Here is a 26,998-nt window from a genome sequence, read left to right on the forward strand (position 1 = left end):
TGAGGCGAATCTTGAAGAGAATTTTCGCTCGCCCGCCGACATTAGGTGGCTATCGACCCGGGGGGTGTCAAGTCATCGAAAAACGCGCGCCATCAGGCGCTTACGCACGCAGGTAAGCGACGCAACACCGGCTGCGGAGATACATTTCCGCAGCCCTCCTTGATCAGACAATTGGAGCGTTCCAGCGCCGAAAAAATCAGGCGCTGGCATTCTCGACGGCGCGATCGGACCGATCGGCGTAGATGTAGAGCGGACGCGCCGTGCCTTCCACGACTTCTCGCGAAATCACGACCTCTTCCACACCTTCCAGGCCCGGCAAGTCGAACATGGTCTCGAGCAGGATCGCCTCGAGGATCGAGCGCAGGCCGCGCGCGCCGGTCTTGCGCTCGATCGCCTTGCGGGCGACCGCGCCAAGCGCCTCGTCAGCGAAGGTCAGCTCGATGTTCTCCATCTCGAACAACCGCTGGTACTGTTTCACCAGCGCGTTCTTCGGCTCGGTGAGGATCTTCTTCAGCGACGTCTCGTCCAGGTCCTCGAGCGTCGCCACGACCGGCAGACGACCGACGAACTCGGGAATGAGGCCGTACTTCAGGAGGTCCTCAGGCTCGACGTGACGGAAGATCTCGCCGGTACGGCGGTCCTCCGGCGCGAGCACCTGGGCACCGAAGCCGATCGAGGTCGACCGTCCGCGCGCCGAGATGATCTTCTCGAGGCCGGCGAAGGCGCCGCCGCAGATGAACAGGATGTTGGTGGTATCCACCTGCAGGAACTCCTGCTGCGGATGCTTGCGGCCGCCCTGCGGCGGGACCGAAGCCACCGTGCCTTCCATGATCTTGAGCAGCGCCTGCTGCACGCCCTCACCCGACACGTCGCGTGTGATCGACGGATTGTCGGACTTGCGGCTGATCTTGTCGATTTCGTCGATGTAGACGATGCCGCGCTGGGCGCGCTCGACATTGTAGTCGGCGGCCTGAAGCAGCTTCAGGATGATATTCTCGACGTCCTCGCCGACATAGCCGGCTTCGGTCAGCGTCGTCGCGTCGGCCATCGTGAACGGCACGTCCAGGATGCGGGCGAGCGTCTGCGCGAGCAGCGTCTTGCCCGAACCGGTCGGACCGATCAGCAGGATGTTCGACTTCGCGAGCTCGACGTCGTTGTGCTTGGTCTGGTGGTTGAGGCGCTTGTAGTGGTTGTGCACCGCGACCGACAGGACCTTCTTCGCATGGCTCTGGCCGATCACGTAGTCGTCCAGCACCTTGCAGATTTCCTTCGGCGTCGGAATGCCGTCGCGCGACTTAACCAGCGAGGATTTGTTCTCCTCGCGGATGATGTCCATGCAGAGCTCAACGCACTCGTCGCAGATGAAGACCGTGGGACCCGCGATCAGTTTGCGGACTTCGTGCTGGCTCTTGCCGCAGAACGAGCAATATAGCGTGTTCTTGGAGTCGCTCGTGCCGACCTTACTCATTCATGTCTCCGTCCGCGGTTCGATCCCGTTCCGCTCGATCGCTCCACTCCGACACGATGGCCGGCATGAAGCTTAAGTAGAGCAAATTCCGTACCAAAAAAGACCCTACGCGTTACATCCCGTGCGAATCACGGTCGCTCGATTCTCCGCGATCATAGCCGATCAATCGTAGCCAACCATGCTGTCACCCGACTATCAAGAATTCGCTAATCGGGGCTCGCCGGCTACCCGTGACAATACCGTGATTTCCGGTCTTGGCACGAGCGAAGTGATCGAAATCACCCCGGCGTTGCTGGATTGCCACGAAAAACAAGCACGAAAGCGGAACTTTCCGCCTGTCGCAGGGCGCAAAACCGCGTTGTGCGGCGCGCGCACGCGCCCTTAACGTGAACACCGCCCTGACGCTACGCGGCGATCCCGAGGGATCGCCGTAACGCCCCGGTAGTGCTACAATGGCGTTTTCGCCGGCGTCGGCTCCTCGGCGCGCTTGTCAATGACCTTGTCGACCAGACCGAACTCCTTGGCGTCGTTCGCAGTCAGGAACTTGTCGCGTTCCAGCGCGTCCTCGATCGACTTGTAGGTCTGGCCGGTGTGCTTCACGTAGATCTCGTTGAGCCGCTTCTTCAGGTTCAGGATTTCCTGAGCGTGCAGCATGATGTCGGTGGCTTGGCCCTGGAAGCCGCCGGAGGGCTGGTGCACCATGATGCGCGCGTTCGGCAGCGAGAAGCGCATGTCCTTCTCGCCGGCGGCAAGCAGCAGCGAGCCCATCGAGGCCGCCTGCCCCGTGCACAGCGTCGAGACCGGCGGACGGATAAACTGCATGGTGTCGTAGATGGCAAGGCCCGACGTCACCACGCCGCCCGGCGAGTTGATGTACATCGAGATTTCCTTCTTCGGATTTTCCGCCTCAAGGAACAACAGCTGCGCGACGATCAGCGTCGACATGCCGTCCTCGACCGGACCGGTCACGAAGATGATGCGCTCCTTCAACAGGCGCGAGAAAATGTCGTAGGCGCGCTCGCCACGGTTGGTCTGCTCGACCACCATGGGCACGAGGTTCATGTAGGTTTCAACCGGATCGCGCATGAGTCACCTAGGGTTTCGGAGACGGACATCGCCAGTTTGGCTGGATTTGCCGGAAGGCGGATGGACGTCCTGTGATGCAGGAACTTGGCAGAGGTAGAACATTGAGTACAGGGTGTACCGACAGATATAGCCCAATTCGCGCCTGACAAGTGCGGAGCGCATTAAGGCTTAACCCGTCGGGCAGTTGAAGCTGATTCGCGCAAAGAGGCCCAGCCGGCCATCTGGCTAGCTGAGCCCCTTCGCTGATCATCCTTAATGGAAGGCTTTCTCAACGCCTTCAGGCAGCGCTCTTTTCCGCCTCGTCATCCTTGTAGAGCTCCTCGCGCGAGACCTTCTTCTCGGTCACCTTGGCGAGTTCGAGGATGAAGTCGACGACCTTGTCCTCATAGATCGGTGCACGAAGCTGGGCCAGCGCCTGGGCGTTGTTGCGGTAATAGTCCCACACTTCCTTCTCACGGCCGGGCATCTGGCGCGCCCGCTCGATCACGGCGCGGCCGACCTCGTCGTCGGTCACGGTGATCTTGTTCTTCTCGCCGATCTCGGAGAGCACGAGGCCGAGGCGCACGCGGCGGTCGGCGATCTTGCGGTACTCTTCCTTGGCGGCGTCTTCAGTGGTGTTCTCGTCGGCAAAGGTCTTGCCGGCCGAAGCCATCTCGGCCTTGACCGAGTTCCACATCAGATTGAACTCCTCGTCGACCAGCGAGGGCGGCGCATCGAAGCGATGCGCTTCGTCGAGGCGATCAAGCAGCGCGCGCTTGACGCGCTGACGCGTCGCGGTCGCGAATTCGGCGGCCAGCCGCTCGCGCGCGGCTTCCTTGAGCTTGTCGAGCGATTCGAGGCCGAGCGTCTTGGCGAACTCGTCGTCGATCGCGAGATCCTGCGGCGCCTCGATCAAGGTCGCGGTGGTCTCGAACTCGGCCGGCTGGCCGGCAAGCTTGTCGTTCATGTAGTTCTTCGGGAACGACACTTTCAGCGTGCGCGACTCGTTGGCGCCGATGCCCGTCAGCTGCTCCTCGAAGCCCGGGATGAAGGTGTTGGACCCGATCAGGACCTGGATGCCCTCGCCGGTGCCGCCCTCGAAGGCTTCGCCGTTGATGGTGCCCTTGAAGTTGATGGTGACACGATCGCCGGAGGCGGCCTTGGCGCCCTCGCCTTTGGCGGCAAAGGTGCGGTTGGAATCGGCGATGCGCTTGATCGCCTCGTCGACGTCGGATTCGGTGACGTCGACGACGGGCTTCTCGACCTCGAAGGTCTTGAAGTCGGCGAGCGCAATGGCCGGCACCACCTCGATCGCGACCGTGTAGGTCAGATCGGTCTTGCCGCTCAGCAGCTCCTCGACCTCGGCCTGCTCGGTCGGCATGGTGATCTTCGGCTCGGTCGCGAGGCGGAAGCCGCGCTCGGAGAACAGCTGCGTGTTGGTGTCGCGGATGGTCTGGTCGATGGTCTCGGCCATCACCGAGCGGCCATAGACCTTCTTCAGGTGACCGACCGGCACCTTGCCGGGACGGAAGCCGTTGAGACGGACCTTGTCCTTGAGATCGACGAGCTTGGCATCGGCCTTGGCGTCGAGATCTGACGCAGGGACGCTGATCTTGAACTCGTGCTTCAAACCTTCCGAGAGGGTCTCTGTGACCTGCATGGCGTCCAATCTTCTTCTCGTTCGGTCCCGGCGCGCATGCGTCGGGACGCTGTCATTAATCGATCCGACGCGAGGCAAACGCCTCAACGCCGGTGGTTCATTGGACCGGCTCCAAGCGGACAACATCCGCGCGGAAGCGGGTCTCGTAATCCGTGCAAACGCTGAAAGCGCTTGGTGCGGGCGGAGGGACTCGAACCCCCACAACTTTCGTCACTGGAACCTAAATCCAGCGCGTCTACCAGTTCCGCCACGCCCGCGTGAATTTGCATCAAGACCGGCCGCGATGCCGCGGGCGGCCGGGCTTATAGCATGTGCCTGACTGTTCGCAGCAAAAAAATGGCCGGTTGGAGGCAAGCTTCAAGTAGGCACGACGGCTGGACTTATCCAGCGCGGCGTGGTCCGGATCGGCCATGACAACGCGGATTTTTGACCCGAGCCGACGTGAGGTTTTGGCCGGACTTTTGACTGGACTTGGCGCCTCGGCGGCCGGGCTGCTCGGCGGTGGCGCAGGCCCGCTCGTGACCGCCCAGCTCGCGCTCCAGGCACGACCGGCCACGTTGGCCTTGAAGCCGGGTCAGCCGCGGACACCAATCTGGGAGCTGGCCGCCGTAAGCCACTTGGGAAACGTCCGTCTCAAGCGCGGCAACCGCTGCGAGGTGGTGTTCCGGAACGAGCTGCCTGTGCCGCTTGCACCAGTCTGGTACGGCCTGACCGGCCCGGCCACTTCCGACCCGCTCCGGGGGCGCGCGCCGACGGCCCCGGACGCGACTGAAACATCAATTATTTCAATATCTAATGCAGGAACCCTGCTGGCCGACTTCCGCCTCTTCGAGGACGGCCTGAAGCAACCCGCGCGCCCGCTTCCGATCATCGCCGAGGAGACAGATCGGGTCGCTGTCGATCGTGACGAGGTTTTGCTGATCGAGGAATGGCGCGTGCGGCCGGATGGGACCGCGCTTCCCCCGGGGCGCGATCCCAAGGACACGACGCCGCTCTATACGATCAACGGACAGACTTCATTCGAACTCTCAGCCGCGGCCAATGAGCGGCTGCGGCTGCGCTTTATCAATGGCTCCCAACGTACTGTTCTGGCGATCAAATTGGAAAGCCACGAAGTCCGCGTGATGGCCCTGGACGGACAACCGGCCGAGCCGTTTTCGGCGCGCAGCGGGGCGCTGGTGCTGGCCCCGGGCGCGCGGGCCGATGTCTTTGTAGACGCGGCCACGTCGGCCCCATTCCTGCTGCATGACGGTAAGGAGGCCCGCCAGGTCGGCAGCCTCTCGGTCATAGGCAGGCTGGAGCGGCGCGCGCCGCCAGTGCCGCCACAGCCGCTCCCTTCCAATGACCTGCCCGATCAGCTCGATCTGAGAGGCGCCCTGCGGTTCGATGTCGCGCTCGGCGCAGCCGACGCCGGCTGGACCCGGCCGGCAAATTTCTCCACCGCCTCCGCCCCGACCTTCCGCGCCAAGGCCGGCCGCACGATCGTGCTGGCCCTGAAGAACCCAGCCCCCATCACGACCGTGTTCCACCTGCACGGCCACCATTTCCGCCTGCTCGACAAGCTCGACGACGGCTGGAAGCCCTACTGGCTTGATACGCTCGCGATCGAGCCCGGCCAGACCCAGCGCATCGCATTCGCCGCAACCTCACCCGGACGATGGCTGATCGAATCGGTTCTGACTGACTGGGCGGCCCCGCGGCTGGTGCGCTGGTACGCGGTGGAGTGAGCGCTCCGGCTAAGCGTGCGGTTTGGCCGTCAGTTCGATTCCGAGGGCCTTCATCACCGCGATCGTCGTTTTGAGCGTCGGATTGCCGTTGGTGCTGAACGAGCGATAAAGCTGCTCGCGAGAAAGACCGGTCTCCTTGGCGATCTGCGTCATCCCCTTGGCACGGGCAACGACGCCAAGCGCGTGCGCGATGTAGGCGGCGTCCTCAGTCTTGAACGCCTCTTCCATGAACACGGCAATGGCTTCGTCGGACTGAAGCTCTTCGGCCGGATCGTAAGTCGTCAGCTTCTCGCCCAACTCATTCGCTCCAGATCTCGGCAAGGCCTTGGCCGCCGAAATGTCTTTGGCCTGCGTGCTCTTGTCGCCGCCCACCGGCCCGACATCGCCTGCCTGCCCTTGAGCCAACCGATCCAGTCGCGACGCAATCAACGCTCTGGCTCGCTCATCCCGCAGACGCGATCGCCACTTCCGAAACGTCTCAGTCTGCTTGAGCTCGACCACTGTAGTTTATAAACTACTATTATCGTGGGTCAAGCCTGCGCGTCCAGAGGTACCGAGCGTCGGGCTCCCGTTCCTCGTTCCGCGCTCCTTCGGTCTGCTCGACTAGCGCGAAGTCCCGCGCCTCATAGAAGCGCCGCGCCGGCGCGTTGCGCTGGGAGGTCCAGAGCTCGAGGCGATCGCAGGCCTCTTTGGCAACGTCGAGGAGTTCGGTACCGACACCACGGCCTTGGGCAACCGGAAGCACGTAGAGCTGCTCGATCCAGCCCTTACGGAACGCAATGATCCCGCTGAGCACTGCGTCGTCGAAGCGTCCCCACACGCGGCAGGTCGGAAAAACACGCTCGCGGTAGAACCAGCGGTCCTCGTCCGGCCTGTGCAACCCGGCGAGCCACGGCATCGCCTGGTCGAACGCAATCCGATGGACCTGGGCGGCCGCATCCATGTCCACGAGCGCGACTGCCGCAGCACTAGTACTCCACCCCGAGCGCATCATAGACGCGCCGGTGCACGGCCGGCAGCGTCTCGGTGAGGTCTTCCGCGATCAGCCCCGGCCCCGCTTCGCTTCCTGCCTCGCCGTGCATCCAGACGCCGATGCTGGCGGCCTCAAAGGCCGGCACGCCTTGCGCCAGGAGGCCAGCGATGATGCCCGAGAGCACGTCGCCGGCACCGGCGGTAGCGAGCCAGGGCGGCGCGTTGGCGGCGATGGTGGCGCGGCCGTCAGGGGCCGCGACCGTCGTGTCCGGTCCCTTCAGCAGCACGACAGCGCCGCAGCGCTCGGCGGCGGCGCGCACGCGCTCGAGCTTGGACCGGCCGGGATGCTTGTTGCTGAGATCCGAGAACAGCCGCGGAAACTCGCCCTCGTGCGGGGTCAGCACCACCGCATTGTCCTGCGAGGACTTGATCGATTCGAACAGCCGCTCGGGCTTTGCGGCAAAGCTCGTCAGCGCGTCCGCGTCCAGCACCAGATGCCGCTGCGCCGTCAGCGCGGTATGAACGAGATCGCAGGTGCGCTCGCCAATGCCCGCGCCGGGGCCGATCATGCAGGTGTTATAGCGCTTGTCGCCGAGGATCTCGCCGAACTCGATTGCGGTGTCGACCGGGCGAACCATCACCGCAGTCAGCGCGCCCGCATTGATCGCGAGCGCATCGCGCGGGGTCGCCAGCGTCACGAGGCCCGCGCCGGCCCGCAGCGCCCCGCGCGCGGCGAGCCGCGCAGCGCCGGTCGCGGCCGCGTCACCGGAGACGGCCAGCACATGGCCTCGCGCGAATTTGTGGCCGTCGATGCGCGGCACGGGAAAGGCGGCGCCCCAGAAATCCGGATCGTTCTCGAAGAGCTGCGGGGCGATCTCGTCCAGTACGCTCGCGTCGATGCCGATGTCGGCGACGCGCACGCGGCCGCAATGCATGCGGCCGGGCAGCAACAGATGCGCCGGCTTCTTGCGGAAGAAGGTCACGGTCTCGGTGGCATTCACGGCCGCGCCCATCACGGCGGCGCTGGTTCCGTTGATGCCGCTCGGCAGGTCGACGGCCAGCACCAAGGCGCCGTTGGCGTTGATCGCCTCGATCATGGCGCGCGCCTCGGCGTCGACGGGACGGCTGAGGCCCGCGCCGAACAGGGCATCGATGATCAGCGCCGGCCTTCCGATCGCCTGCGGATTGAACGGGAGCACCGGGTGCTTCCAGCCGCGTGCGGCGGAAGCGGCGTCACCCTGGAGCTGGTCGCGCTCGCACATCAGAATCACCGAGACCTCGCGGCCCTGGGCGGCGAGCTCGGCGGCTGCGACAAAACCGTCGCCGCCATTGTTGCCCGGGCCGGCGACGATCAGGATCGGCCCCTCCTCGACCAGCGCATTGGCCGCCTCGGCGACCGCCTGGCCGGCGCTGAGCATCAGCTTGAAGCCGGGCGTGCCTGCCGCGATACTGAGCTGATCGGCGCGCTGCATTTCAGCGTTGGTCAGAACTTCCATGCCACTTCCCTGGTCCAAACGCCCGTTCAACGGGCACGTTCCGTGCCGACCCATCCCACGGAACAATGATCTGCACACATATTGAACCGTTTGCCTATTTCGTAGTCTTCGGTATTTTGGGCCGGTCGGCGCCACCTATCAGATTGTGCTCGTTAAAAGGCTGATAACGCTCCAATAATCAGGGCATTTGCAACTTGGCATAGACCCTGCTTTCGAGGAAGCCGCTTCGGTTTGTCGTGCTCACTGGCATTCATCAGGGTGTGGCCGGCCGTCGTTGCCGGGCTGGTCAGGCATCCCGGCATAGCGAAGACAAGATCGTGCGTGACAAAGCGCATCCTGACGAAGACGTTGCTATTTGATCGAGAGGCCGGGAGGCGCGCAGTGAAGAAAATCGAAGCCATCATCAAGCCATTCAAGCTCGACGAGGTGAAGGAAGCGCTTCAGGAAGTCGGCCTTCAGGGCATCACCGTCACCGAGGCCAAGGGCTTTGGCCGGCAGAAGGGTCACGCCGAACTCTACCGCGGCGCAGAATACATCGTCGACTTCCTGCCCAAGGTGAAGATCGAGATCGTGATCGGCGACGATCTGGTCGAGCGCGCCATCGAGGCGATCCGCCGCGCCGCGCAGACCGGGCGCATCGGGGACGGCAAGATCTTCGTCTCCAACGTCGAAGAGGCGATCCGCATCCGAACCGGCGAATCCGGGCTGGACGCTATCTGAGCCGGGTGCTATCCCGCGTTTTGCGACACTCTGACAGGAAATAAGGCTGCTTCGGCGGCCTGATTTCGTTTGTGCGGTCGCGCCAAACTCGCCCAAGCGAGAATAATCTTGCTCATCTGGAAACCGACCCGCAGAGCCAAAAGGGGTATGCATGAAGACCGCCAAAGACGTCCTGAAATCGATCAAGGACAACGACGTCAAGTACGTCGACCTGCGCTTCACCGATCCGCGCGGCAAGTGGCAACATGTGACGTTCGACGTCAGCATGATCGATGAGGACATTTTCGCCGAAGGGACGATGTTCGACGGCTCCTCGATCGCCGGCTGGAAGGCGATCAACGAGTCCGATATGTGCCTGATGCCCGATCCGGTGACTGCGACGATCGATCCGTTCTTCGCCGAGACCACGATGGTCATCACCTGCGACGTGCTCGAGCCGACCACCGGCGAGCCCTACAACCGCGACCCCCGCGGCATCGCCAAGAAGGCCGAGGCGATGGTGAAGTCGATGGGCGTGGGCGACACCGTCTTCGTCGGACCTGAGGCCGAGTTCTTCGTGTTCGACGACGTGCGCTTCTCCTCGACCCCCTACAACACCGGTTTCCGCCTCGACTCCTCGGAGCTGCCGACCAACTCCGACACCGAATATGAAGGCGGCAATCTCGGCCACCGCGTCCGCACCAAGGGCGGCTACTTCCCGGTTCCGCCGCAGGACTCCGTGCAGGACATGCGCTCGGAGATGCTCGGGGCCATGGCCAAGATGGGCGTCAAGGTCGAGAAGCATCACCACGAGGTCGCCTCCGCCCAGCACGAGCTCGGCATGAAGTTCGACACGCTGACGCTGATGGCCGACCACCTCCAGATCTACAAGTACTGCATCCACCAGGTTGCGCACATCTACGGCAAGACCGCCACCTTCATGCCGAAGCCGGTCTACGGCGACAACGGTTCGGGCATGCACGTGCACCAGTCGATCTGGAAGGAAGGCAAGCCGGTGTTCGCCGGCAACAAATACGCCGACCTGTCGGAGACCTGCCTCCACTACATCGGCGGCATCATCAAGCACGCCAAGGCGATCAACGCCTTCACCAATCCCTCGACCAACTCCTACAAGCGCCTGGTCCCGGGCTATGAGGCCCCCGTGCTGCTCGCCTACTCCGCGCGCAACCGCTCGGCCTCCTGCCGCATCCCCTACACCGCTTCGCCGAAGGCCAAGCGTGTCGAGGTGCGCTTTCCCGATCCGCTCGCCAACCCCTATCTCGGCTTCGCTGCGATGCTGATGGCCGGTCTCGACGGCATCAAGAACAAGATCGATCCGGGCCCGGCGATGGACAAGGATCTCTACGACTTGCCGAAGGAAGAGCTGAAGCAGATCCCGACGGTGTGCGGCAGCTTGCGTGAAGCCCTCGAGAATCTCGACAAGGACCGCGCCTTCCTCAAGGCCGGCGGCGTGTTCGACGACGATTTCATCGACGCCTATATCGAGCTGAAGATGACCGAAGTCGAGCGCTTCGAGATGACCCCGCATCCGATCGAGTTCGACATGTACTATTCGGGCTGATCGGCTCGAACAGAATACGACAAGCAAAAGGCGCTCCGAAAGGAGCGCCTTTTCGTTTGGGCCGTTGGGTCTGTAGGGTGGGTTAGCTGGCGGCTGCGCGAAGCGCAGTCCGCTGGCGTAACCACCATGCTTCAGCAAATGCAGAACGAAGTTGGTGGGTTACGCCTAGCGATTTGCGCTTTGCGCAACCCGCTAAGCTAACCCACCCTACAAGATACGAGCCAGCCGCTACCACGTTGCCGTGAACGCCCGCTGCAGCTCAGCCGGCGCCGTCACACCGCTCGCGATCAGCAATTGGGTAAGAACGCGCGCCTTCTGGGGATTGAGGTCCTCGGACACGACGAATCCGTTCTTGTCGTCGTCGACCTCGACGTTTCGCGTCACGAAGCCGGATCGAACCCGCGTGGAGCGCACCACGATGATGCCCTTCTTCGCCGCCGCTTCGAGCGCTTCGAGGGCGGGCTTGGACGTATTGCCGTCGCCGACGCCGGCGAGCACGATGCCCTTGGCGCCGTGCGAGATGGCGTCCTCGATCGGAACGGCATCCATATTGGCGTGCGAGTAGACGATCGCGACGCGCGGCAATTGCTCGCCTGCCGGCAGCTGATAGGTCGCGCGCTTGAAGCCGGCAGCCTGGGTCATGAAGCGGATGCCGCCGGCGGTGTCGACATAACCGATCGGCCCGTCATTGGACGTATTGAACGTCTCGATGCTCGTGGTGTTGGTCTTGGTGACCGAGCGGGCGCCCTGAATCTTGTCGTTCAGCACGGCCATGACGCCCCGCCCGCGCGAGCGCGGATCGGCGGCCACCTGCACCGCCTCGTAGAGATTGCCGGGGCCGTCCGCGCTCACCGCCGTGGCCGGCCGCATCGAGCCGACGATCACCACGGGCTTGTCGCCGCGCACCACGTTGTCGAGAAAGAACGCGGTCTCCTCCAGCGTATCGGTGCCATGGGTGATGACGACGCCGTCGGCTTCATTCTTGTCGAAGGCCTCCTGGATGCGGCGGGCCAGCGCAAACCAGACCTTGTCGTTCATGTCCTGGGATCCGATCGACGAAATCTGCTCGGCGTTCAGCTTCGCCAGCTTGTCCAGGCCCGGCACTGACTGCATCAGCTGCTCGCCCGTGATCTGGCCGGATTTGTACGCACCGGTCGCGCGCGGGTCGGCCTGGCCCGCGATGGTGCCGCCCGTCGCCAGCACGAGAATGCGGGGCAGATTGGCGGCAAGGGTGTCCTTACCGGGCTCTGCGGCATGCGCCGCTCCGCCGATCGGCCACGAACAAAGTGCGAAGGCGACCAGCGGAACGGCAAGCATGAATGTCCGACGTTGGCGGCGGCTTGGTGGGCTGACGGCGTGCTTGGTCATCGAATGTTGCTCCCGTTTAAGTAGGCATCAACATTCGACACGCCCATTTGGGCCGAAGATGGGTCATCTTCGCGGCTTACGGCTACGGGTTGTTAGGCCGCGGCATCAAATGGTCGAGCAAGCCCGTCGGCAGCGGAAACACGACAGTCGACGATCGTTCGCCGGCTATGTCGTGCAGAGCCGCGAAGTAACGCAGCTGCATGGCCTGAGGCTCCTGCGCGAGGATCCGGCCGGCTTCGACGAGCTTTTCGGCGGCCTGCTGCTCGCCCATCGCATTGATCACCTTGGCCCGCCGCAAGCGCTCGGCCTCGGCCTGTTTGGCAATCGCACGCACCATGGTTTCGTTGATATCGACGTCCTTGATCTCTATGCCGGTGACCTTGATGCCCCAGACGTCAGTCTGCTTGTCGAGGATCTCCTGGATGTCGGCGTTCAACCTGTCGCGCTCGGCAAGCATCTCATCGAGCTCGTGCTTGCCGAGCACCGAACGCAACGTGGTCTGGGCGAGCTGGCTGGTGGCCGCCATGTAATCGCCGACCTTGATGATGGCGCGCTCGGGGTCGACGATGCGGAAGTACAGAACGGCGTTGACCTTGACGGACACGTTGTCCCGCGAAATCACGTCCTGCGGCGGCACGACCTGCACCATCACCCGGAGGTCGACCTTGACGAGTTGCTGCACGATCGGAATGAGGATGATGAGGCCAGGGCCCTTCACACCGGTAAAGCGGCCGAGCGTAAAGACGACACCGCGCTCGTATTCGCGCAGGATTCGAATGGCCTGGGACAGAAATATGACGACTAGCAGCGCGAGCGCCGCATAGGTCAGATATTCCAGCATCATGATGTACCTCCCTCACCGGTCCTCGCCGGTGCGCGCCGTATCAGCAGCGTCAGGTCGACGACGCTGGTAACTTCGACCGTCTCTCCGGGCTCGAACGCGTCGGCGCCGCGCGCCTGCCAGCGTTCACCATGGGCGAACACATGACCCTCGTTCCCGTTCCAGTCGAGAATTTCGGCGGACAAGCCTCGCATGGCCTGCGCGCCGACCCGTTCGGGAGCCTTGGCGGCCCGCCGAAGCGAACCAAGCACGACCAGAGCGAAGCCGACGAACACAGCTGTAGTGATGCCGATCACCCACCACGACAGCTGGTAGCCGGGCGCCTCGACCCTGAACAGCATCAGCGCACCCAGCACGAAAGCGATGATCCCTCCGAGACCGATCACCACCGTTGGATTGAAGGCTTCGACGGTGAGAAGCACGAGTCCGACCAGCATCAGGGCGAGGCCGGCATAGTTGATCGGCAGCAAATTGAGCGCATAGAGGCCGATCAGCAGGCAGATCGCGCCGACGACTCCGGGAGCGACGGCTCCGGGAGACATGAACTCGAAGATCAGACCGTAGATGCCGACCATCAGGAGAATGAACGCCACGTTCGGATCGGTGATGACCGCCAGGAAGCGGGATATCCGTCCCGGCTCGATGGCTTCGACGACCGCATCCTTCGTGGCGAGGCGTTGCGTCTTGCCGCCTGCAACCTCCACCACACGGCCATCGAGCTGCCGCAGCAATTCAGCCTGGTCCCGCGCGACGAGATCGATGGCATGGGCCTCTAGCGCGCCGTTGGCAGAGAGAGTGGCGGCCTCACGGACCGCCTTCTCCGCCCAGTCCGCATTGCGGCTGCGCAGCTCGGCGAGGCTGCGGATAAAGGCGACGGCATCGTTCGTGGCCTTCGCCGTCATCGCATCCTTCGGCTCGTCCTTCTTGTCTTTGCCATCCTTGTCGGGTGTGCCGCTCGGCAGGCCCGGCAACGGTCCGCCAATCTGCACCGGCGTCGCCGCACCGATATTGGTGCCTGGTGCCATCGCCGCGATATGGGTCGCATAAAGGATATAGGTCCCGGCACTCGCCGCGTGGGCACCGGAGGGAGCGACGTAGCCGATGACGGGGATGGGCGAGGCGAGCACATCCGCGATGATCTCGCGCATGCTGGAATTGAGACCGCCGGGCGTGTTCATTCTCAGAAGCACGACCTCGGCGCGCCGTTCGCTCGCCTTGGCCAAAGCCTCCCGCACGTAGCTGGCTGACGCAGGGCCGATGGCCCCGTCGATCGAAACAACCAGTGCAAGGCGGCCGCTCTCCTCCGCTGAGCTGGGAAGGAGGCAGCAGGTCAATGCCACGACGGTGATCGCCGCAACGAGGGCCGCCTTCATGGTTTGCACGGCAAGGGCTCCCTTGCACAGCATATGGTGTTCCCCTTGTGAACCTCAATGCTGCGCGTGGAGGCCAACGTTGCGATTGTGCAACGCAATGCAAATGGCCATGCAGGGTGGCGATGTGATCGGTTGAGCAGGGGCAGTGGCGGACCTGCGTACGGCTGATCCGCCCTGCGCCAGGCGCTGCTACCGTGCCACCCTCACGCCGTCCGCGCCGATCGGTCCGAACGTGCTCGCGATGATCTCGCTCGTCGGCTGCATGCCGCCGAGCGACCAGTGCGAGGGCTCCTGCTCCTCGATCCTCACCCAGACGTTGCGGCGGAAATCGGGGTTGCCCTGCCCTTCGACCTCGACCAGGAGGTCGGTGACGCGTTCGAGCAGCGTCTTCTTCTGCACGGCGTCCAGGATGCCGCGGACGGTGGAAATGGTGACGTAAGGCATGTCTTTCTCCAATCATGTCGTGTGACGACGGCGGCAGATTGGACCGGACAGTGGCGGCCAGGCAGTGGCGGATAAGACAGAGATCGGGCAATTTCCGCCACGCACCCGTACGCCGATCGGATAGGATCGTCGCATCGCCCGGAGGTCCTATGAAGCTCGCAATTCTGGCGCTGGAAGGCTGCATGCATTCGGCGATCGCCGGCGTCGCCGACATCCTGTCGCTCGCCAACCACGTGATACAGCAGAGCGGAGCAAAATCCCGCTTCGCCTGCCAGACGCTCTCGCTCGATGGCAAGGCGGTGCGCGCCGGCGGCGGCCAGTTGGTTTCGGTCGACGGCGCGATCACGAGCCGCGGCAGCTTCGACGCGATCATCATCCCCGGCAATCTCGTCGACCACGTCACGGCCGCGCGGCTGCAACCGCAATATGCCCACGCCGGCGCCTGGCTCCGGCAGCAGCACGCAAATGGCCGGCTGATCGGGGCATTTTGCAGCGGCGTCTTCCTGCTGGCCGGCGCCGGCCTGCTCGACAACCGCCGCGCCACCATCACCTGGTGGCTGCAAAACGAGCTGCGGCAACGCCATCCCGCGATCGACCTCGCCCCGGACGCCGTCATCACCTGCGCGGACCGCCTCGTCTGCGCGGCCGGACCGATGTCGTGGGTCGACCTCCTGCTCAGACTGATCGAGATGGTCGACGGCAAGGAGATCGCAAAGTTGTGCGCCGATTACGTCGTCATCGACACCGCGCAGCGCAGCCAGTCGATCTTCATGCCCGTCGGTTACCTGCTGTCGCAGGATCCGCTGCTGACCAGGGCCGACCTGCTGGTACGGCGCGCGGGCAAGCGTCCGATGACGGTCAAGCGCCTCGCCGACGCACTCGGCCTCAGCGAGCGCACGCTGAACCGGAAGTTTCAGGAGCTCACGCACGAGCCGCCGCAGGCCTTCATCACGCGCCGCCGCGTCGAGCACGCGCGCACGCTGCTGGAGACGACGGCTCAGCCGGTCAAGACCATCGCGCGGGCGGCCGGCTACGAGGACGAAAGCAGCTTTCGCAAGGCGTTCCGCAAGTTGACCCTGATGTCGCCGCAGGCCTACCGCACGCGGCGGGTGGAGCGGACGGTGTGAGGCTGAGGCCAGACGACCAACTGAGCGCGCCTACGATTCAACCGCACTGGATGAACTTGCACCTCACCGTCAGCTTTCGTTCTGCATCTGACTCCAATTCGTTCTCAAAGAACAAATCAGCGCCGCGAAAATCTGGACGGACCAATTCCTACTGATTGGTTTATGCCGCCCGAGATTTGGAAGGCGCATGGGCGAAACACGGGCCGCCCATCTTTGCCGCGCCCTCAATTGGGATCGCATTCATCGTGCGGGAGCGGCAGGCGGCCGGAAAAGCCAGTCCACGTTCCATTGCGGAGGAGCAGATCGAAGCCGACAACCTGTTTGCGCGGAGGCCTGCTTCGGTGTGCTCGGCCCGGCATTTCCAAGTGTGTTTTCCATCGCAAGATGAAATGGGCCCGGAATAGAAGCCGCGATGCCTGACAAAATGGGCTCACCCAATGAGGTCGCTGCAATCGTGATTGTCACCACCGATATGACGACTACGAACACATCAGTCACGATGCGTTTCGAAAAGTGCTTCGTCATGAGTTAAGCCCTCACAACCGAATTAAGCTACGTGGGGCAGTTACAATCTAGTTCTATGAAAATGGGTGGTACGCACGGGCGCTCACCGCGCGCGGCGGTCCAGCCCCTTTATAGGCCCGCAGCGATCGATGGTGTAGCAGGCATGCAGACCTAATGGAGCTCGTTCCGGCAGATCGAATTGATCGGCTCCTCAGCATACATGCCTAGCATGAGCTCGATGAATTGAATTCGTCGGACCCGTTGGCTCGCAATGACGGCGTGCCGAGAGTCGGCCCCAAAGCCTCGACGTGTGCTTAGCCTACGCCACCGCCTTCTGCCGCGCCACGAGCGCCTCGCCAAAGGCCTCGAACAGCTTGCGATTGATCGGATTGTGCTGCGGATCGTATTCGGCGTGCCATTGCACGCCGAGCGCGAAGGTCGGGGCTTCCGCGATGCGGATCGCTTCGATGGTGCCGTCCTCGGCGACCCCCTCGATCAGCACGCGCTTGCCGAGCTCGAGGATGCCCTGGCCATGCAGCGAATTCACCCGGATCTTCTCGCAGCCGAGGATCTTCGCGAACGCCCCGCCCGGCGTCAGGTCGACGTCGTGACGGTCGGCGAACACCACGGTCGGATCGGGATGGATCTCGCCGTTCTCGAGCCGGGGCATGCGGTGATTCATGCGGCCGGGGATTTCGCGGATCTCGGGGTGGAGCGAGCCGCCGAAGGCGACGTTCATCTCCTGGAGGCCGCGGCAGATGCCGAACAGGGGGATGCCGCGGGCGACGCAGGCAACCGAGAGCGCCAGCGCGACCTCGTCGCGGTGGATGTCGTAGGGCTCGTGCTTCTCGCAGGGATCGACGTTGAAACGCGTCGGGTGCACGTTGGCCCGGGCGCCGGTGAGGATGACGCCGTCGACCGTATCGAGCAGCGCCCCGATATCGGTGATGTCGGGCGAGCCCGCGAACATCACCGGCAAGCCACCGGAGACCTCGGCCACGGCGCGCAGATTTCGCTCGCCGACCATCTGGACCTGAAATCGATTTTCGACGCGATGGGCATTCCCGATCACGCCGACGACCGGCTTTCTCATCTCCCGTTCCGACCTCCTCCGTAAGAAGATTCTCCAAACATGCCCTTGGGGTGGAACAAATTCAACAGAAGGGATCGCGGGACGGCAATGCTATTTTCGCGCAAATGCCCGATCGGAGGGCGGCCGCGGCGCCGTTCACGCCGGTGGCGTTCGCCCGACGAGACCGTGGACAACGTCAAACCGGCGGTTATCGGCCGGCTTGATCCAAGGCGGGATTTCGCGAAAGAGTGCCTCCCCCGCAGCCGCCGAAAGGACCCGATGTGACCATCCCCGCAGATGAACGGCCCCGTCCCCGTGCCGATCTCGCCTGGGCGATCTCGGTCGGGGGCATCGGCGTTGTGCTGTTCACGGCGATGCTGGTCTTCACCTGGTATTTTGCCGCCACCTTGCTGCTGATCTTCACCGGCATGCTGCTCGGCCTCGGCCTCAATGCGCTGACGGGCGCGCTCGGCCGCCGCGTGCACCTGCCGCATCCCGTCCGGCTCGCGATCGTCTGCGTCGCCCTTGCCCTGATGCTCGCGGGCGTCGCCTATCTCGGCGGTGCCACCATCGCCGAGCAGGCCTCGCTGCTGAGCAACACCATCAAGTCGCAGATCACGAACGTCCGGTCCTTCCTCGAAGGCCACGGCATCGACACCAGCTTCTTCGATCTCGGCAACGCGGCGCCTGACGCCACGGCGGCGACAACATCGGACTCGACGCCCTCACCAGCAACGCCCCCGCGCGGTGCATTGCCCGGCGCCGGCGCGCTCGCCTCCAGCGGCGGAGCGATCGTGAGCCAGACCTTCAAGCTGCTGCTTGGCACCATCCACGGTGTCGGAAACATTTTTATCGTGCTGTTCCTGGGTCTCGCCTTCGCCGCCCAGCCCAGCGTCTATCACGACGGCCTATTGTTCCTCGCGCCGGCCAAACATCGCACGCGCATCACCCTCATCATCGACCGCATCAGCGAGACGCTGGAGCGCTGGCTGATCGCGCAGATTACGGTCATGCTCGCGGTCGGCGCGGTGACCTGGATCGGCCTTGCCGTCATCGGCATCCCCGGCGCGTTCATCCTGGGAATCCAGGCAGGCCTGCTCGCCTTTGTCCCGACCGTCGGCGCCATCATCGCCGGGGTCATCGTGGTGCTGGCGAGCCTTGCGTCGGGCTGGATCGCGGCGCTGTCCGCGCTGCTGCTGTTCCTCGGCGTCCACGCCATGGAAAGCTACGTGCTGACGCCGATCCTCCAGCGCCAGGCACTGGACATTCCGCCGGCCACACTGTTCGCGTTCCAGATCCTGCTCGGCGTCGTGTTCGGAATCTGGGGCCTCGCGCTGGCGCTGCCACTGGTCGCCATCGCCAAGGTCATGATCGACCATTTCAAGACGTATGAGGCGCCGTCTCTGGCCGAGGTGGCCTGAGCCTGCCTCAGGTCGTCAGCACGGTCTCGGTGTGCTCGACCTCGGGGGGCGAAGCAAAATACTGCCCGACGAGGCCGCGCCATTCGGTGAAGTTTTCGGAGCCGCGAAAATCGACGGTGTGGCTCTCCAGGGTCGCCCACTTCACCATCAGCCGGTAGCGCTGCGGCTTCTCGATCGACTTGTGCAGTTCGAAGCCGTGAAAGCCCTTGGAGCGGCCGAAGGCGGCCTTGGCCTTGGCGACGGCCGCCTCAAAATCCTTTTCGCTGCCCGGCTTGACGTCGATTTGCGCGATCTCTGTGATCATCGGTTTCCACCCATTCTTGTTCGATGGGCGTGTCTACCGCAGCCGGCGCAAAAGAAAAAGGCGCCGAAACGACGCCTGGACGGCTGGAAAGTGCAGGTCTCTTGAATGCAAGCCTCTCAGGCAAGCAGCAGCACGGTGCCCGCCACGATGAACGCGCAGCCGACGAACAGCACGAACGGCCAGTAGCTGCGGGCTTGGCCGTATCGTCCTTGCGCACGACGCTCCGTGATCAGCGCGCTCTCGTATTCGTCCGCCGTCGAGAACAGACAGGCGAAACCGCCGCGTGCCGAGGCAGCTTGGGCTTCGAGTGACATCAGGGCGGCCTGCGGGGTCTGTCGACGGATCGATTCCATGACCATGATGGTAGGGATCGAATGGTAAACAGAGGATTACCGCCAGGCCGCCTGTCGTCTCAGGCGGTAGCCGGACGCGCCTGCTGTGCACCGGGCCGCGCAGCGCTCTGGCGACGCCAGTTCTCCAGCGACAGCGGCAGCTCCTCCGCCGCCTCGACGAGGTTACGGCCGCCGCGCTTGGCCTGGTAGAGCGCGGTGTCGGCCGAAGCCAGCAGCACCTCGAGCTCGGTGCCGGCCGGACCGCCGGCGACGCCGATGCTGACGGTAGTATCGACTGGACCTTCATCGACCACGACGCCGGAGGTCTCGAACGCTTCGCGCACACGCTCGGCGACCAGCACCCCCTCTTCCAGCGAGCACGGCAGCAAGGCCGCAAACTCCTCGCCGCCGATGCGGCCCGAGAGATCGGAGATGCGCAGGTTGCTGACGACGACGGTCGAGAACAGTCTCAGCATCTCGTCGCCCGCGGGATGACCGAACCGATCGTTGATCGACTTGAAGTGGTCGATGTCGAAGATCATCACGGTCACCGGCCGCCCGGCCTTGGCCTCGCGCTCGATCACGCGGCTGCAGGCCTCGGAGAAGCCGCGCCGGTTGAGCATGCCGGTCAGGGGATCGGTCGACGCGGCGGTCCGGTGCGCGGTCACCGTGCGCTCGGACACCAGCATGAAGATCACGAACACGGTGCCGACGGCATAAAGCACGAGCTCGACCGCGAACACGGTGACCCAGATGCTCGACGAGAAGGTCGCATCGTGCGGGCGCAGGAAGCTGCCGAGCACGATCGGCAGCATCAATGCGCAGCCGTGCATCACTGGCATCACGAAGGCCGGCCAGCGCCGTTGCATGCTCTTGCGCCGTTCGGTCCAGAGCTCGCTCGCGGTCAGCGCCGCATAGACCGAGACGATGCCGGCACCGACGATCATCCGCAGCATGGACGCCTCAGGGGCGAGCAGCGTGACGGCGGCGACCCAGGCGAGCGCGCCGAGCACGAGGCCGGGCCAGTTCGGCTTGCGGCCATGGAAGACGCGCGCCGCATTCCACACCATGCCGCAGGCGACGAAGCCGACGGCATTTAACGCCAGATAGAGATGCGGCCCCAGCTTGTCGCCGGCCGCAGTCCATAGCGCAACGGAGACGGCGCCGAGGAGATAGGCGGTGCCCCACCATTTCAGCGCGGGGCTGTTCTCCTGTCTGCCGAAAAACACCATCATGGCGCCGAGCAGTGCGGCAACCATGGTGGCGACCAAATAGAGCGTGATGCTATCGAGCGACATCATGTCGGCCCCCTCTAAAACATAGCAGTTACGCGATCGGCCAAGCCGATTTGCGCGCCCTTCCGAATGTGACGCTATGTCTCGCGGGTTCCATTCAGGTTTTCGCGTGGACCCAAGTTTTCGGGAAACACGTCATCAATTTGCGTACAAACGAACAACAAAAAGGGCGCTGAAAACAGCGCCCTTTTGCATCTCATTGAAACCACTTTCGCGGCGAATGTGATCGAAGCGATTAACGCTTCGAGAACTGGAAGGACCGGCGGGCCTTGGCCTTGCCGTACTTCTTGCGCTCGACCACGCGCGAGTCGCGGGTGAGGAAGCCGCCCTTCTTGAGCACGCTGCGCAGCTCCGGCTCGAAATAGGTGAGCGCCTTGGAGATGCCGTGACGGACGGCGCCAGCCTGGCCGGACAGGCCACCGCCGGCGACCGTGCAGATTACGTCGTACTGGCCGGAACGCTGGGCCACGGAGAACGGCTGCTCGATCATCATGCGCAGCACGGGACGGGCGAAATAGACCTCGACCTCGCGCGCGTTGACGGTGACCTTGCCGGCGCCCGGCTTGATCCAGACACGGGCGACCGCGTCCTTGCGCTTGCCGGTGGCATAGGCGCGGTTGAACTTGTCGACCTTCTTCTCGTGCTTGGGCGCCTCGGGCGCGGCCGCCGTCTTGAGCTGCGAGAGCTGGTCGAGCGACTGGATGGATTCGGCCATGTTATGCGGCCCTCGTGTTCTTGCGGTTCAACTTGGCGATGTCGATCTTCTCGGGCTGCTGCGCCTCGTGCGGATGATCGGCGCCGCCGTAGACACGCAGGTTGCCCATCTGCACGCGGCCGAGCGGACCACGCGGGATCATGCGCTCGACGGCCTTCTCGAGCACGCGCTCGGGATGACGGCCTTCGAGGATCTGGCGCGCGGTGCGCTCCTTGACGTGGCCGACGTAGCCGGTGTGCTTGTAGTAGGTCTTCTGCTCGCGCTTGCGGCCGGTGAGGACCGCATGCTGGGCGTTGATGATGATGACGTTGTCGCCGCAATCGACGTGCGGGGTGTAGGTCGGGAGGTGCTTGCCGCGGAGCCGCATGGCGACGATGGTAGCGAGACGGCCGACGACTAGACCCTTGGCGTCGATCAGCACCCACTTCTTCGTCACCTCGGCCGGCTTTGCCGAAAAGGTTTTCATGTCAGAATTTCCGTGAGGGAGACATCGGCGCGAACACCGCACCGGACTGGGCGGGTTTCTAGAGAAGAGAGGCGCAGCGGTCAATGCCCCAAGACGGAATTTATATTCGTAGAATCAATGACTTAAAAATATGGTGCTATATTACCTGCAAAAAGCTCAAACATTTGGAATGGAATAGGTCGAGGTGACATGGGCGATTGGATCGGCTGATGTGCCCGACAGGAGATTCACCTCCCCCACTGCCAGGCGCTTGCCGAGCTTGAGCAGTCGGGCCTCGGCCAGCACGTCCTGCCCCGGCTGGCCCTTGCGCAGGAAGTTGATGTTGAGATTGGTCGTGACCGCGAGCCCGATCGGCCCGATTGCGGACAGCAACACCACGTACATGGCGAAATCGGCCAGCGCCATCAGCGTCGGTCCGGACACGGTTCCACCCGGTCGCAGCATCCTTTCGCTGTAGCGCTGGCGCAAAAGGCAGGTCTGGCCATCGGCGCTTTCGATCGTGATGTCATCGCCGCTGAAGGCCTGGGGAAACTCGTCACGCAGAAACTGCTCGACCTCCGCCACGCTCATTTTCGCCAATGCCATGCTGTTCCCACCCTCGCTTCGCTTGCCCTGTTACATTAAGTTATCTGCATCATCCAATTGCAATAATCCAACTGGAAACGCTTCAATGTCCGCCCAGGCCGCCCGTGCCCCCTCCCCGCAACCGCCGATCCTGCTGCGCGAGATCGTCGGCAGCGTCGCCGTGCTCACGCTGAACCGACCAGCCGCGCGCAACAGCCTTTCGGAGGCGATGATCGGACAGCTGCATGCGAGCCTCAATGCGATCGCGGAAGACAAGCACATCCGTGCGGCCGTCATCGCAGCCAACGGCCCGGCTTTTTCCGCCGGCCACGACCTGAAGGAACTGACCGCGCGCCGTACCGATCCGGATCGCGGCCGGGCTTATTTTGCGCAGATCATGACGGCGTGCAGCGCCATGATGCAGGCGATTGTGCGCCTGCCCAAGCCCGTGGTCGCTGCAGTCCAAGGCATCGCCACCGCGGCGGGCTGCCAGCTCGTGGCAAGCTGCGATCTGGCGATCGCCTCGGAGGCGGCGAGCTTCGCCACTCCCGGCGTCGACATCGGCCTGTTCTGCTCGACACCGATGGTGGCGCTGTCGCGCAACGTGCCGCGCAAGCAGGCGATGGAGATGCTGCTGACGGGCGAGCCGATCCCGGCCGCGCGCGCCCGCGAGATCGGCCTCGTCAATCGCATCGTCCCCGCCGGCACCGAGCGCGAGGCCGCGATTGCGCTCGCACAGCAGGTCGCACTGAAATCTGCCTACACCGTCAAGCTCGGCAAGGAGGCATTCTATCGCCAGGCCGAGATGAGCCTTGCCGAGGCCTATCGCCATGCGGCAGAGGTGATGACCGAGAACATGATGGCGCGCGACGCCGAGGAAGGCATGGACGCCTTCATCGCAAAGCGTACGCCGACATGGCGGGATGAATGACAACAAGAAAAGATATGAGATGAACCACGACGCCTATCCCGACAATTACATCCGCGGCATCCTCAACAGCGTGAAGTCGATCGCGATGGTCGGCGCCTCGCCGGTCAACGTGCGGCCGAGCTACTTTGCGTTCAAATATCTGGCGCAGCGCGGCTACGACATGATCCCGGTCAATCCCGGACACGTCGGCAAAGAGCTGCTCGGAAAGCCCTTCGTCGCCTCGCTCTCAGACATCGGCCGTCCGATCGACATGATCGACATTTTTCGCAACTCCAGCCACATCATGCCTGTGGTCGAAGAGGCGCTCACGCTCGATCCATTGCCGAAGGTGATCTGGATGCAGCTTGGCGCGCGCGACGACGCTGCGGCGGCGAAGGCAGAGTCCGTCGGTATCAAGGTGGTGATGAACCGCTGCCCCAAGATCGAATACGGCCGCTTGTCGTCCGAGATCTCCTGGATGGGCGTGAATTCACGCACGCTCAGCTCCAAGCGCGCTCCGGTACCGACGCAAGGCATGCGGCTATCCCTCAATCGGATGAGTGTCGGCGGTGGCGACACCGCGGCATCAGATCGCGCCGCCAAAAACAAGACCGAGCAAAGCTGACGCGATCGCGTAGGATTCATTTCGCGATCGCGACAATGCGTAGCACGATCGTTTTCGATGTGAAGCCGCAGCTTGACGGCGGACGCTGCGCCGATCAGCATGCCGCGCGATTTCAGACCAAGAGAACAGGACGCCCTCAATGAGCGATCGCCTTCCGGGATTTTCCACGCTCGCCGTGCATGCCGGTGCACAGCCCGACCCCACCACCGGTGCGCGCGCAACTCCGATTTATCAAACGACGTCTTTCGTGTTCAACGATGCCGACCACGCCGCCTCGCTGTTCGGCTTGCAGGCGTTCGGCAACATCTATACCCGCATCGGCAATCCCACCAACGCGGTGCTGGAGGAGCGTGTCGCTGCGCTCGAAGGCGGCACGGCCGCGCTCGCGGTGGCCTCGGGCCATGCCGCACAGGTCGTGGTGCTGCAGCAATTGCTCCAGCCCGGCGATGAATTCATCGCCGCGCGAAAACTCTATGGCGGCTCGATCAACCAGTTCACGCATGCGTTCAAGAGCTTTGGCTGGAACGTGGTGTGGGCCGACCCCGATGACATCGCAAGCTTCGAGCGCGCGGTGACGCCGCGCACCAAGGCGATCTTCATCGAGTCCATAGCCAATCCGGCCGGCAGCATCACCGATATCGAGGCGATCTCGACGGTGGCGCGCAAGGCCGGCGTGCCGCTGATCGTCGACAACACGCTGGCCTCGCCCTATCTGATCCGCCCGATCGATCACGGCGCCGACATCGTCGTGCACTCGCTGACGAAATTCTTGGGCGGCCATGGCAATTCGCTCGGCGGCATCATCGTCGATGCCGGCACGTTCGACTGGTCCATAGGCGGCAAATATCCGATGCTGTCGGAGCCGCGGCCCGAATATCACGGCATCCGCCTCCAGGAGACCTTTGGCAATTTCGCCTTCGCGATCGCCTGCCGCGTGCTGGGCTTGCGCGACCTCGGGCCGGCGCTCTCCCCGTTCAACGCCTTCATGATCCTGACCGGCATCGAGACGCTGCCGCTGCGCATGCAGAAGCACTGCGACAATGCCAAGGCGGTCGCCGAATTCCTCGCCGGCCATCCGGCGGTGGCCTCGGTCGGCTATGCGGGCCTTCCGAGCGACAAGTACAATCAGCTCGCGCGCAAATACGCGCCGAGGGGCGCGGGCGCCGTGTTCACCTTCAGCCTCAAGGGAGGCTATGACGCCGGTGTCAGCCTGGTGTCGAAGTTGCAGCTGTTCTCGCATCTGGCAAACGTCGGCGACACCCGCTCGCTGGTGATCCACCCGGCCTCGACCACGCATAGCCAGCTCGACGACGCCGCCAAGGTCAGGTCCGGCGCCGGCCCTGACGTGGTGCGGCTCTCGATCGGCATCGAGGACAAGGAAGACCTGATCGCGGATCTGGAACAAGCTCTGGGCGCGTAGTTGTTGTCATTCCGGGCCGGGGTACAAAGCCGCCCTGGATTGATCGCCTCAGTTAACAGTCATTAACCATATCTGCCGCATACATCGTCTTTGGATCGCCCCTTTGATTCGGAGCCGACGATGCTGCGCTGGATGGTGCCTGCCCTTGCGGCGATGCTGACGGTTTCAACGGCGCTGGCTGCCGATCTGCCGGCCACGCCGAAGCGACGCGCCGCTGTTCCGCCGCAGGAAGCACCAAGAGTCTATGTCGAGACCGATCCGGACGCGCTGATCTCGCCGGCCTATGGCATCGGCAGTTACATCCGCAACCTACCGGGCACCCCGCTCCTGCCCGGCTCGCACACGCTGCCGGGCTATTACGGTCGCCCCTGGGACTACGATTATCAGGGCTCGTATTACGGCGGGAAGCAGGTCGACTATTTCTGGCGCCTGCCTTACGCGTGCGGAGTCTACGGCTATTGTTGATCAGCTGGCCTGACCCAGCGGAACACCGCGCGGCCGCACCTCAGTCAGCTGCCGCGAGGCCAGCCGCTCCGTCTGCATCACCGCAAGCGTCAACACCACAATCGCGACCGCCTGATGCGCGAGCGCCAGTCCAATCGGAACCTGGTTGAGCAGCGTCAGGATGCCGAGCACCGCCTGCAGGCTCACCGCAGCAAGCAACCAGAGCGCGCCGCTTGCAGCTGAACCTGCGCGCGAGCGCACCGCGTCAACCGCGTGCAGCGCCGCCAGCGCGAACAGCGCATAGGCGGTCATGCGATGCTCGAACTGCACCGTCAGCACATTGTCGAACAGGTTGCGCCACCACGGCGTCTCGAACCACAGCCGATCCGCCGACGGAATGAACGCACCGTCGATCTGCGGCCAGGTGTTGTAGGCGCGCCCGGCCCGCAGACCCGCGACCAGGGCACCGAAATAAATCTGCACGAAGGTCACAACGAGGAGCAGCGCGCTCGTGAACCTCAACCGCGCCGGCACGGCGATCTGCGGCCGCTCCTTGAGCCGCCGCACCGTCCAGACGATGCCGGCGAAGATCAGAAGCGCGAGCATCAAATGGGTCGCCAGCCGATATTGCGACACCTCGATGCGTTCCGACAGGCCCGAGGCTACCATCCACCAGCCGACCGCGCCCTGGAGGCCGCCGAGCGCGAACAACAGCCACAGCCGCCGCTTCAGCTCACCCGGCAGCCCGCCGCGCCACAGGAAGAACAGGAACGGCAGCAGATAGGCGACGCCGATGAAACGGCCGAGCAGCCGATGGCTCCACTCCCACCAGAAGATCTCCTTGAACTCGGACAGGCTCATGCCGGCGTTGAGCTCGCGATATTGCGGGATCCTCTTGTAGGCCTCGAACGCCTCGGTCCACTGCGTCTCGGTCAGCGGCGGCACGCTGCCCGTAACCGGCTTCCATTCGACGATCGAGAGGCCGGATTCCGTCAACCGCGTCGCGCCGCCGACCAGCACCATCAGCGCGATCAGCGCGGCCACGGCGATCAGCCACACGCGCACGGCGCGATGCGGTTGGGACGGGGCGGAAATCGTCGTCAT

27 protein-coding genes and 1 tRNA gene are annotated in these 26,998 nt (G+C 63.8%); 9 read left to right on the plus strand and 19 right to left on the minus strand.

Annotated features, from left to right (window positions below):
* Positions 1 to 196: 196 nt before the first annotated feature.
* The 4 genes from clpX to LRP30_RS22395 all read right to left on the minus strand — a co-directional run bounded on the left by clpX (position 197) and on the right by LRP30_RS22395 (position 4,450).
* The gene (gene clpX, locus LRP30_RS22380) at positions 197 to 1,468 is read right to left on the minus strand and encodes an ATP-dependent Clp protease ATP-binding subunit ClpX (RefSeq protein ID WP_008547851.1); all 1,272 of its coding nucleotides are present in this window, start codon (positions 1,466 to 1,468) and stop codon (positions 197 to 199) included.
* A gap of 447 nt (positions 1,469 to 1,915) precedes the next feature.
* The gene (locus tag LRP30_RS22385; RefSeq protein ID WP_128941796.1) at positions 1,916 to 2,554 is read right to left on the minus strand and encodes an ATP-dependent Clp protease proteolytic subunit; all 639 of its coding nucleotides are present in this window, start codon (positions 2,552 to 2,554) and stop codon (positions 1,916 to 1,918) included.
* Positions 2,555 to 2,831: 277 nt separating this feature from the next.
* Positions 2,832 to 4,193, minus strand: a complete 1,362-nt coding sequence (tig, locus tag LRP30_RS22390; protein WP_128933416.1) for a trigger factor — start codon at positions 4,191 to 4,193, stop codon at positions 2,832 to 2,834.
* 172 nt (positions 4,194 to 4,365) lie between these two features.
* Positions 4,366 to 4,450 (minus strand) — tRNA-Leu (locus LRP30_RS22395).
* A 153-nt stretch (positions 4,451 to 4,603) separates the two neighbouring features.
* Here LRP30_RS22395 and LRP30_RS22400 point away from each other — a divergent pair.
* Positions 4,604 to 5,920, plus strand: a complete 1,317-nt coding sequence (locus LRP30_RS22400) for a multicopper oxidase domain-containing protein (RefSeq protein WP_249756359.1) — start codon at positions 4,604 to 4,606, stop codon at positions 5,918 to 5,920.
* A 9-nt stretch (positions 5,921 to 5,929) separates the two neighbouring features.
* Here the strand turns inward: LRP30_RS22400 and LRP30_RS22405 are convergent, their stop codons facing one another.
* The 3 genes from LRP30_RS22405 to LRP30_RS22415 all read right to left on the minus strand — a co-directional run bounded on the left by LRP30_RS22405 (position 5,930) and on the right by LRP30_RS22415 (position 8,388).
* Positions 5,930 to 6,217 (minus strand): addiction module antidote protein, encoded by a 288-nt coding sequence (locus tag LRP30_RS22405; RefSeq protein ID WP_128956535.1) that lies wholly within the window; start codon positions 6,215 to 6,217, stop codon positions 5,930 to 5,932.
* Positions 6,218 to 6,440: 223 nt separating this feature from the next.
* A complete protein-coding gene (locus tag LRP30_RS22410) occupies positions 6,441 to 6,863 on the minus strand; it encodes a GNAT family N-acetyltransferase (RefSeq protein WP_249761811.1) in 423 nt (140 codons plus the stop codon).
* A 25-nt stretch (positions 6,864 to 6,888) separates the two neighbouring features.
* Positions 6,889 to 8,388 carry an NAD(P)H-hydrate dehydratase gene (locus LRP30_RS22415; protein WP_249756360.1) on the minus strand — a complete coding sequence of 500 codons (1,500 nt, stop codon included), beginning with the start codon at positions 8,386 to 8,388 and terminating at the stop codon, positions 6,889 to 6,891.
* Between the two features lie 381 nt (positions 8,389 to 8,769).
* Here LRP30_RS22415 and LRP30_RS22420 point away from each other — a divergent pair, with 381 nt between their 5' ends.
* Together LRP30_RS22420 and glnA are read left to right on the plus strand one after the other, a co-directional pair.
* The gene (locus LRP30_RS22420; RefSeq protein WP_091893396.1) at positions 8,770 to 9,108 is read left to right on the plus strand and encodes a P-II family nitrogen regulator; all 339 of its coding nucleotides are present in this window, start codon (positions 8,770 to 8,772) and stop codon (positions 9,106 to 9,108) included.
* 151 nt (positions 9,109 to 9,259) lie between these two features.
* Positions 9,260 to 10,669: a type I glutamate--ammonia ligase gene (gene glnA / locus LRP30_RS22425; protein ID WP_128933412.1), complete on the plus strand. Its 1,410-nt coding sequence runs from the start codon at positions 9,260 to 9,262 to the stop codon at positions 10,667 to 10,669.
* A 228-nt stretch (positions 10,670 to 10,897) separates the two neighbouring features.
* On the opposite strand, the gene LRP30_RS22430 is transcribed toward glnA, so the two are convergent.
* The 4 genes from LRP30_RS22430 to LRP30_RS22445 all read right to left on the minus strand — a co-directional run bounded on the left by LRP30_RS22430 (position 10,898) and on the right by LRP30_RS22445 (position 14,695).
* Positions 10,898 to 12,037, minus strand: coding sequence for an asparaginase (locus tag LRP30_RS22430; protein ID WP_128941802.1), 1,140 nt, complete (start codon positions 12,035 to 12,037; stop codon positions 10,898 to 10,900).
* An 82-nt stretch (positions 12,038 to 12,119) separates the two neighbouring features.
* Complete coding sequence (locus LRP30_RS22435; RefSeq protein WP_128933410.1) at positions 12,120 to 12,881, minus strand: slipin family protein; 762 nt, start codon at positions 12,879 to 12,881, stop codon at positions 12,120 to 12,122.
* Positions 12,878 to 14,260, minus strand: a complete 1,383-nt coding sequence (locus LRP30_RS22440; RefSeq protein WP_249761812.1) for a nodulation protein NfeD — start codon at positions 14,258 to 14,260, stop codon at positions 12,878 to 12,880. The genes LRP30_RS22435 and LRP30_RS22440 overlap by 4 nt, the downstream gene beginning before the upstream one ends.
* 180 nt (positions 14,261 to 14,440) lie before the next feature.
* On the minus strand, positions 14,441 to 14,695 hold the full coding sequence (locus LRP30_RS22445; RefSeq protein WP_128941804.1) for a tautomerase family protein: 255 nt from the start codon (positions 14,693 to 14,695) through the stop codon (positions 14,441 to 14,443).
* 149 nt (positions 14,696 to 14,844) lie between these two features.
* Between LRP30_RS22445 and LRP30_RS22450 the strand changes: the two genes are divergently transcribed.
* Positions 14,845 to 15,822 carry a helix-turn-helix domain-containing protein gene (locus LRP30_RS22450; protein ID WP_249756361.1) on the plus strand — a complete coding sequence of 326 codons (978 nt, stop codon included), beginning with the start codon at positions 14,845 to 14,847 and terminating at the stop codon, positions 15,820 to 15,822.
* An 823-nt stretch (positions 15,823 to 16,645) separates the two neighbouring features.
* On the opposite strand, the gene LRP30_RS22455 is transcribed toward LRP30_RS22450, so the two are convergent.
* On the minus strand, positions 16,646 to 17,419 hold the full coding sequence (locus LRP30_RS22455; RefSeq protein WP_249756362.1) for a gamma-glutamyl-gamma-aminobutyrate hydrolase family protein: 774 nt from the start codon (positions 17,417 to 17,419) through the stop codon (positions 16,646 to 16,648).
* Positions 17,420 to 17,679: 260 nt separating this feature from the next.
* On the opposite strand from LRP30_RS22455, the gene LRP30_RS22460 reads away from it, so the two are divergent.
* Positions 17,680 to 18,819: an AI-2E family transporter gene (locus LRP30_RS22460; RefSeq protein WP_249756363.1), complete on the plus strand. Its 1,140-nt coding sequence runs from the start codon at positions 17,680 to 17,682 to the stop codon at positions 18,817 to 18,819.
* A gap of 7 nt (positions 18,820 to 18,826) precedes the next feature.
* On the opposite strand, the gene LRP30_RS22465 is transcribed toward LRP30_RS22460, so the two are convergent.
* The 6 genes from LRP30_RS22465 to LRP30_RS22490 form a co-directional block, all read right to left on the minus strand.
* Positions 18,827 to 19,123 (minus strand): antibiotic biosynthesis monooxygenase family protein, encoded by a 297-nt coding sequence (locus LRP30_RS22465; RefSeq protein ID WP_091893338.1) that lies wholly within the window; start codon positions 19,121 to 19,123, stop codon positions 18,827 to 18,829.
* 116 nt (positions 19,124 to 19,239) lie between these two features.
* The gene (locus LRP30_RS22470; protein WP_091893392.1) at positions 19,240 to 19,476 is read right to left on the minus strand and encodes a hypothetical protein; all 237 of its coding nucleotides are present in this window, start codon (positions 19,474 to 19,476) and stop codon (positions 19,240 to 19,242) included.
* A 59-nt stretch (positions 19,477 to 19,535) separates the two neighbouring features.
* Complete coding sequence (locus tag LRP30_RS22475) at positions 19,536 to 20,756, minus strand: GGDEF domain-containing protein (protein ID WP_249756364.1); 1,221 nt, start codon at positions 20,754 to 20,756, stop codon at positions 19,536 to 19,538.
* 229 nt (positions 20,757 to 20,985) lie between these two features.
* Complete coding sequence (gene rpsI / locus LRP30_RS22480) at positions 20,986 to 21,465, minus strand: 30S ribosomal protein S9 (RefSeq protein WP_027559530.1); 480 nt, start codon at positions 21,463 to 21,465, stop codon at positions 20,986 to 20,988.
* 1 nt (position 21,466) lies between these two features.
* Positions 21,467 to 21,931 carry a 50S ribosomal protein L13 gene (gene rplM / locus LRP30_RS22485; protein WP_018642440.1) on the minus strand — a complete coding sequence of 155 codons (465 nt, stop codon included), beginning with the start codon at positions 21,929 to 21,931 and terminating at the stop codon, positions 21,467 to 21,469.
* A 156-nt stretch (positions 21,932 to 22,087) separates the two neighbouring features.
* Positions 22,088 to 22,516, minus strand: a complete 429-nt coding sequence (locus LRP30_RS22490) for a PaaI family thioesterase (RefSeq protein WP_128933403.1) — start codon at positions 22,514 to 22,516, stop codon at positions 22,088 to 22,090.
* A gap of 85 nt (positions 22,517 to 22,601) precedes the next feature.
* Between LRP30_RS22490 and LRP30_RS22495 the strand changes: the two genes are divergently transcribed.
* The 4 genes from LRP30_RS22495 to LRP30_RS22510 all read left to right on the plus strand — a co-directional run bounded on the left by LRP30_RS22495 (position 22,602) and on the right by LRP30_RS22510 (position 25,915).
* A complete protein-coding gene (locus LRP30_RS22495; protein WP_249756365.1) occupies positions 22,602 to 23,426 on the plus strand; it encodes an enoyl-CoA hydratase in 825 nt (274 codons plus the stop codon).
* A 19-nt stretch (positions 23,427 to 23,445) separates the two neighbouring features.
* The gene (locus LRP30_RS22500) at positions 23,446 to 24,030 is read left to right on the plus strand and encodes a CoA-binding protein (protein WP_091893390.1); all 585 of its coding nucleotides are present in this window, start codon (positions 23,446 to 23,448) and stop codon (positions 24,028 to 24,030) included.
* Between the two features lie 139 nt (positions 24,031 to 24,169).
* Positions 24,170 to 25,450 carry an O-acetylhomoserine aminocarboxypropyltransferase gene (locus LRP30_RS22505; RefSeq protein ID WP_249756366.1) on the plus strand — a complete coding sequence of 427 codons (1,281 nt, stop codon included), beginning with the start codon at positions 24,170 to 24,172 and terminating at the stop codon, positions 25,448 to 25,450.
* 120 nt (positions 25,451 to 25,570) lie between these two features.
* Positions 25,571 to 25,915 (plus strand): hypothetical protein, encoded by a 345-nt coding sequence (locus tag LRP30_RS22510; RefSeq protein ID WP_128933400.1) that lies wholly within the window; start codon positions 25,571 to 25,573, stop codon positions 25,913 to 25,915.
* Here LRP30_RS22510 and LRP30_RS22515 read toward each other — a convergent pair whose 3' ends face one another.
* Positions 25,916 to 26,998: a COX15/CtaA family protein gene (locus LRP30_RS22515; RefSeq protein WP_249756367.1), complete on the minus strand. Its 1,083-nt coding sequence runs from the start codon at positions 26,996 to 26,998 to the stop codon at positions 25,916 to 25,918.

It is taken from the genome of Bradyrhizobium sp. C-145 (assembly GCF_023375135.1).
GTDB lineage: Bacteria > Pseudomonadota > Alphaproteobacteria > Rhizobiales > Xanthobacteraceae > Bradyrhizobium > Bradyrhizobium zhanjiangense.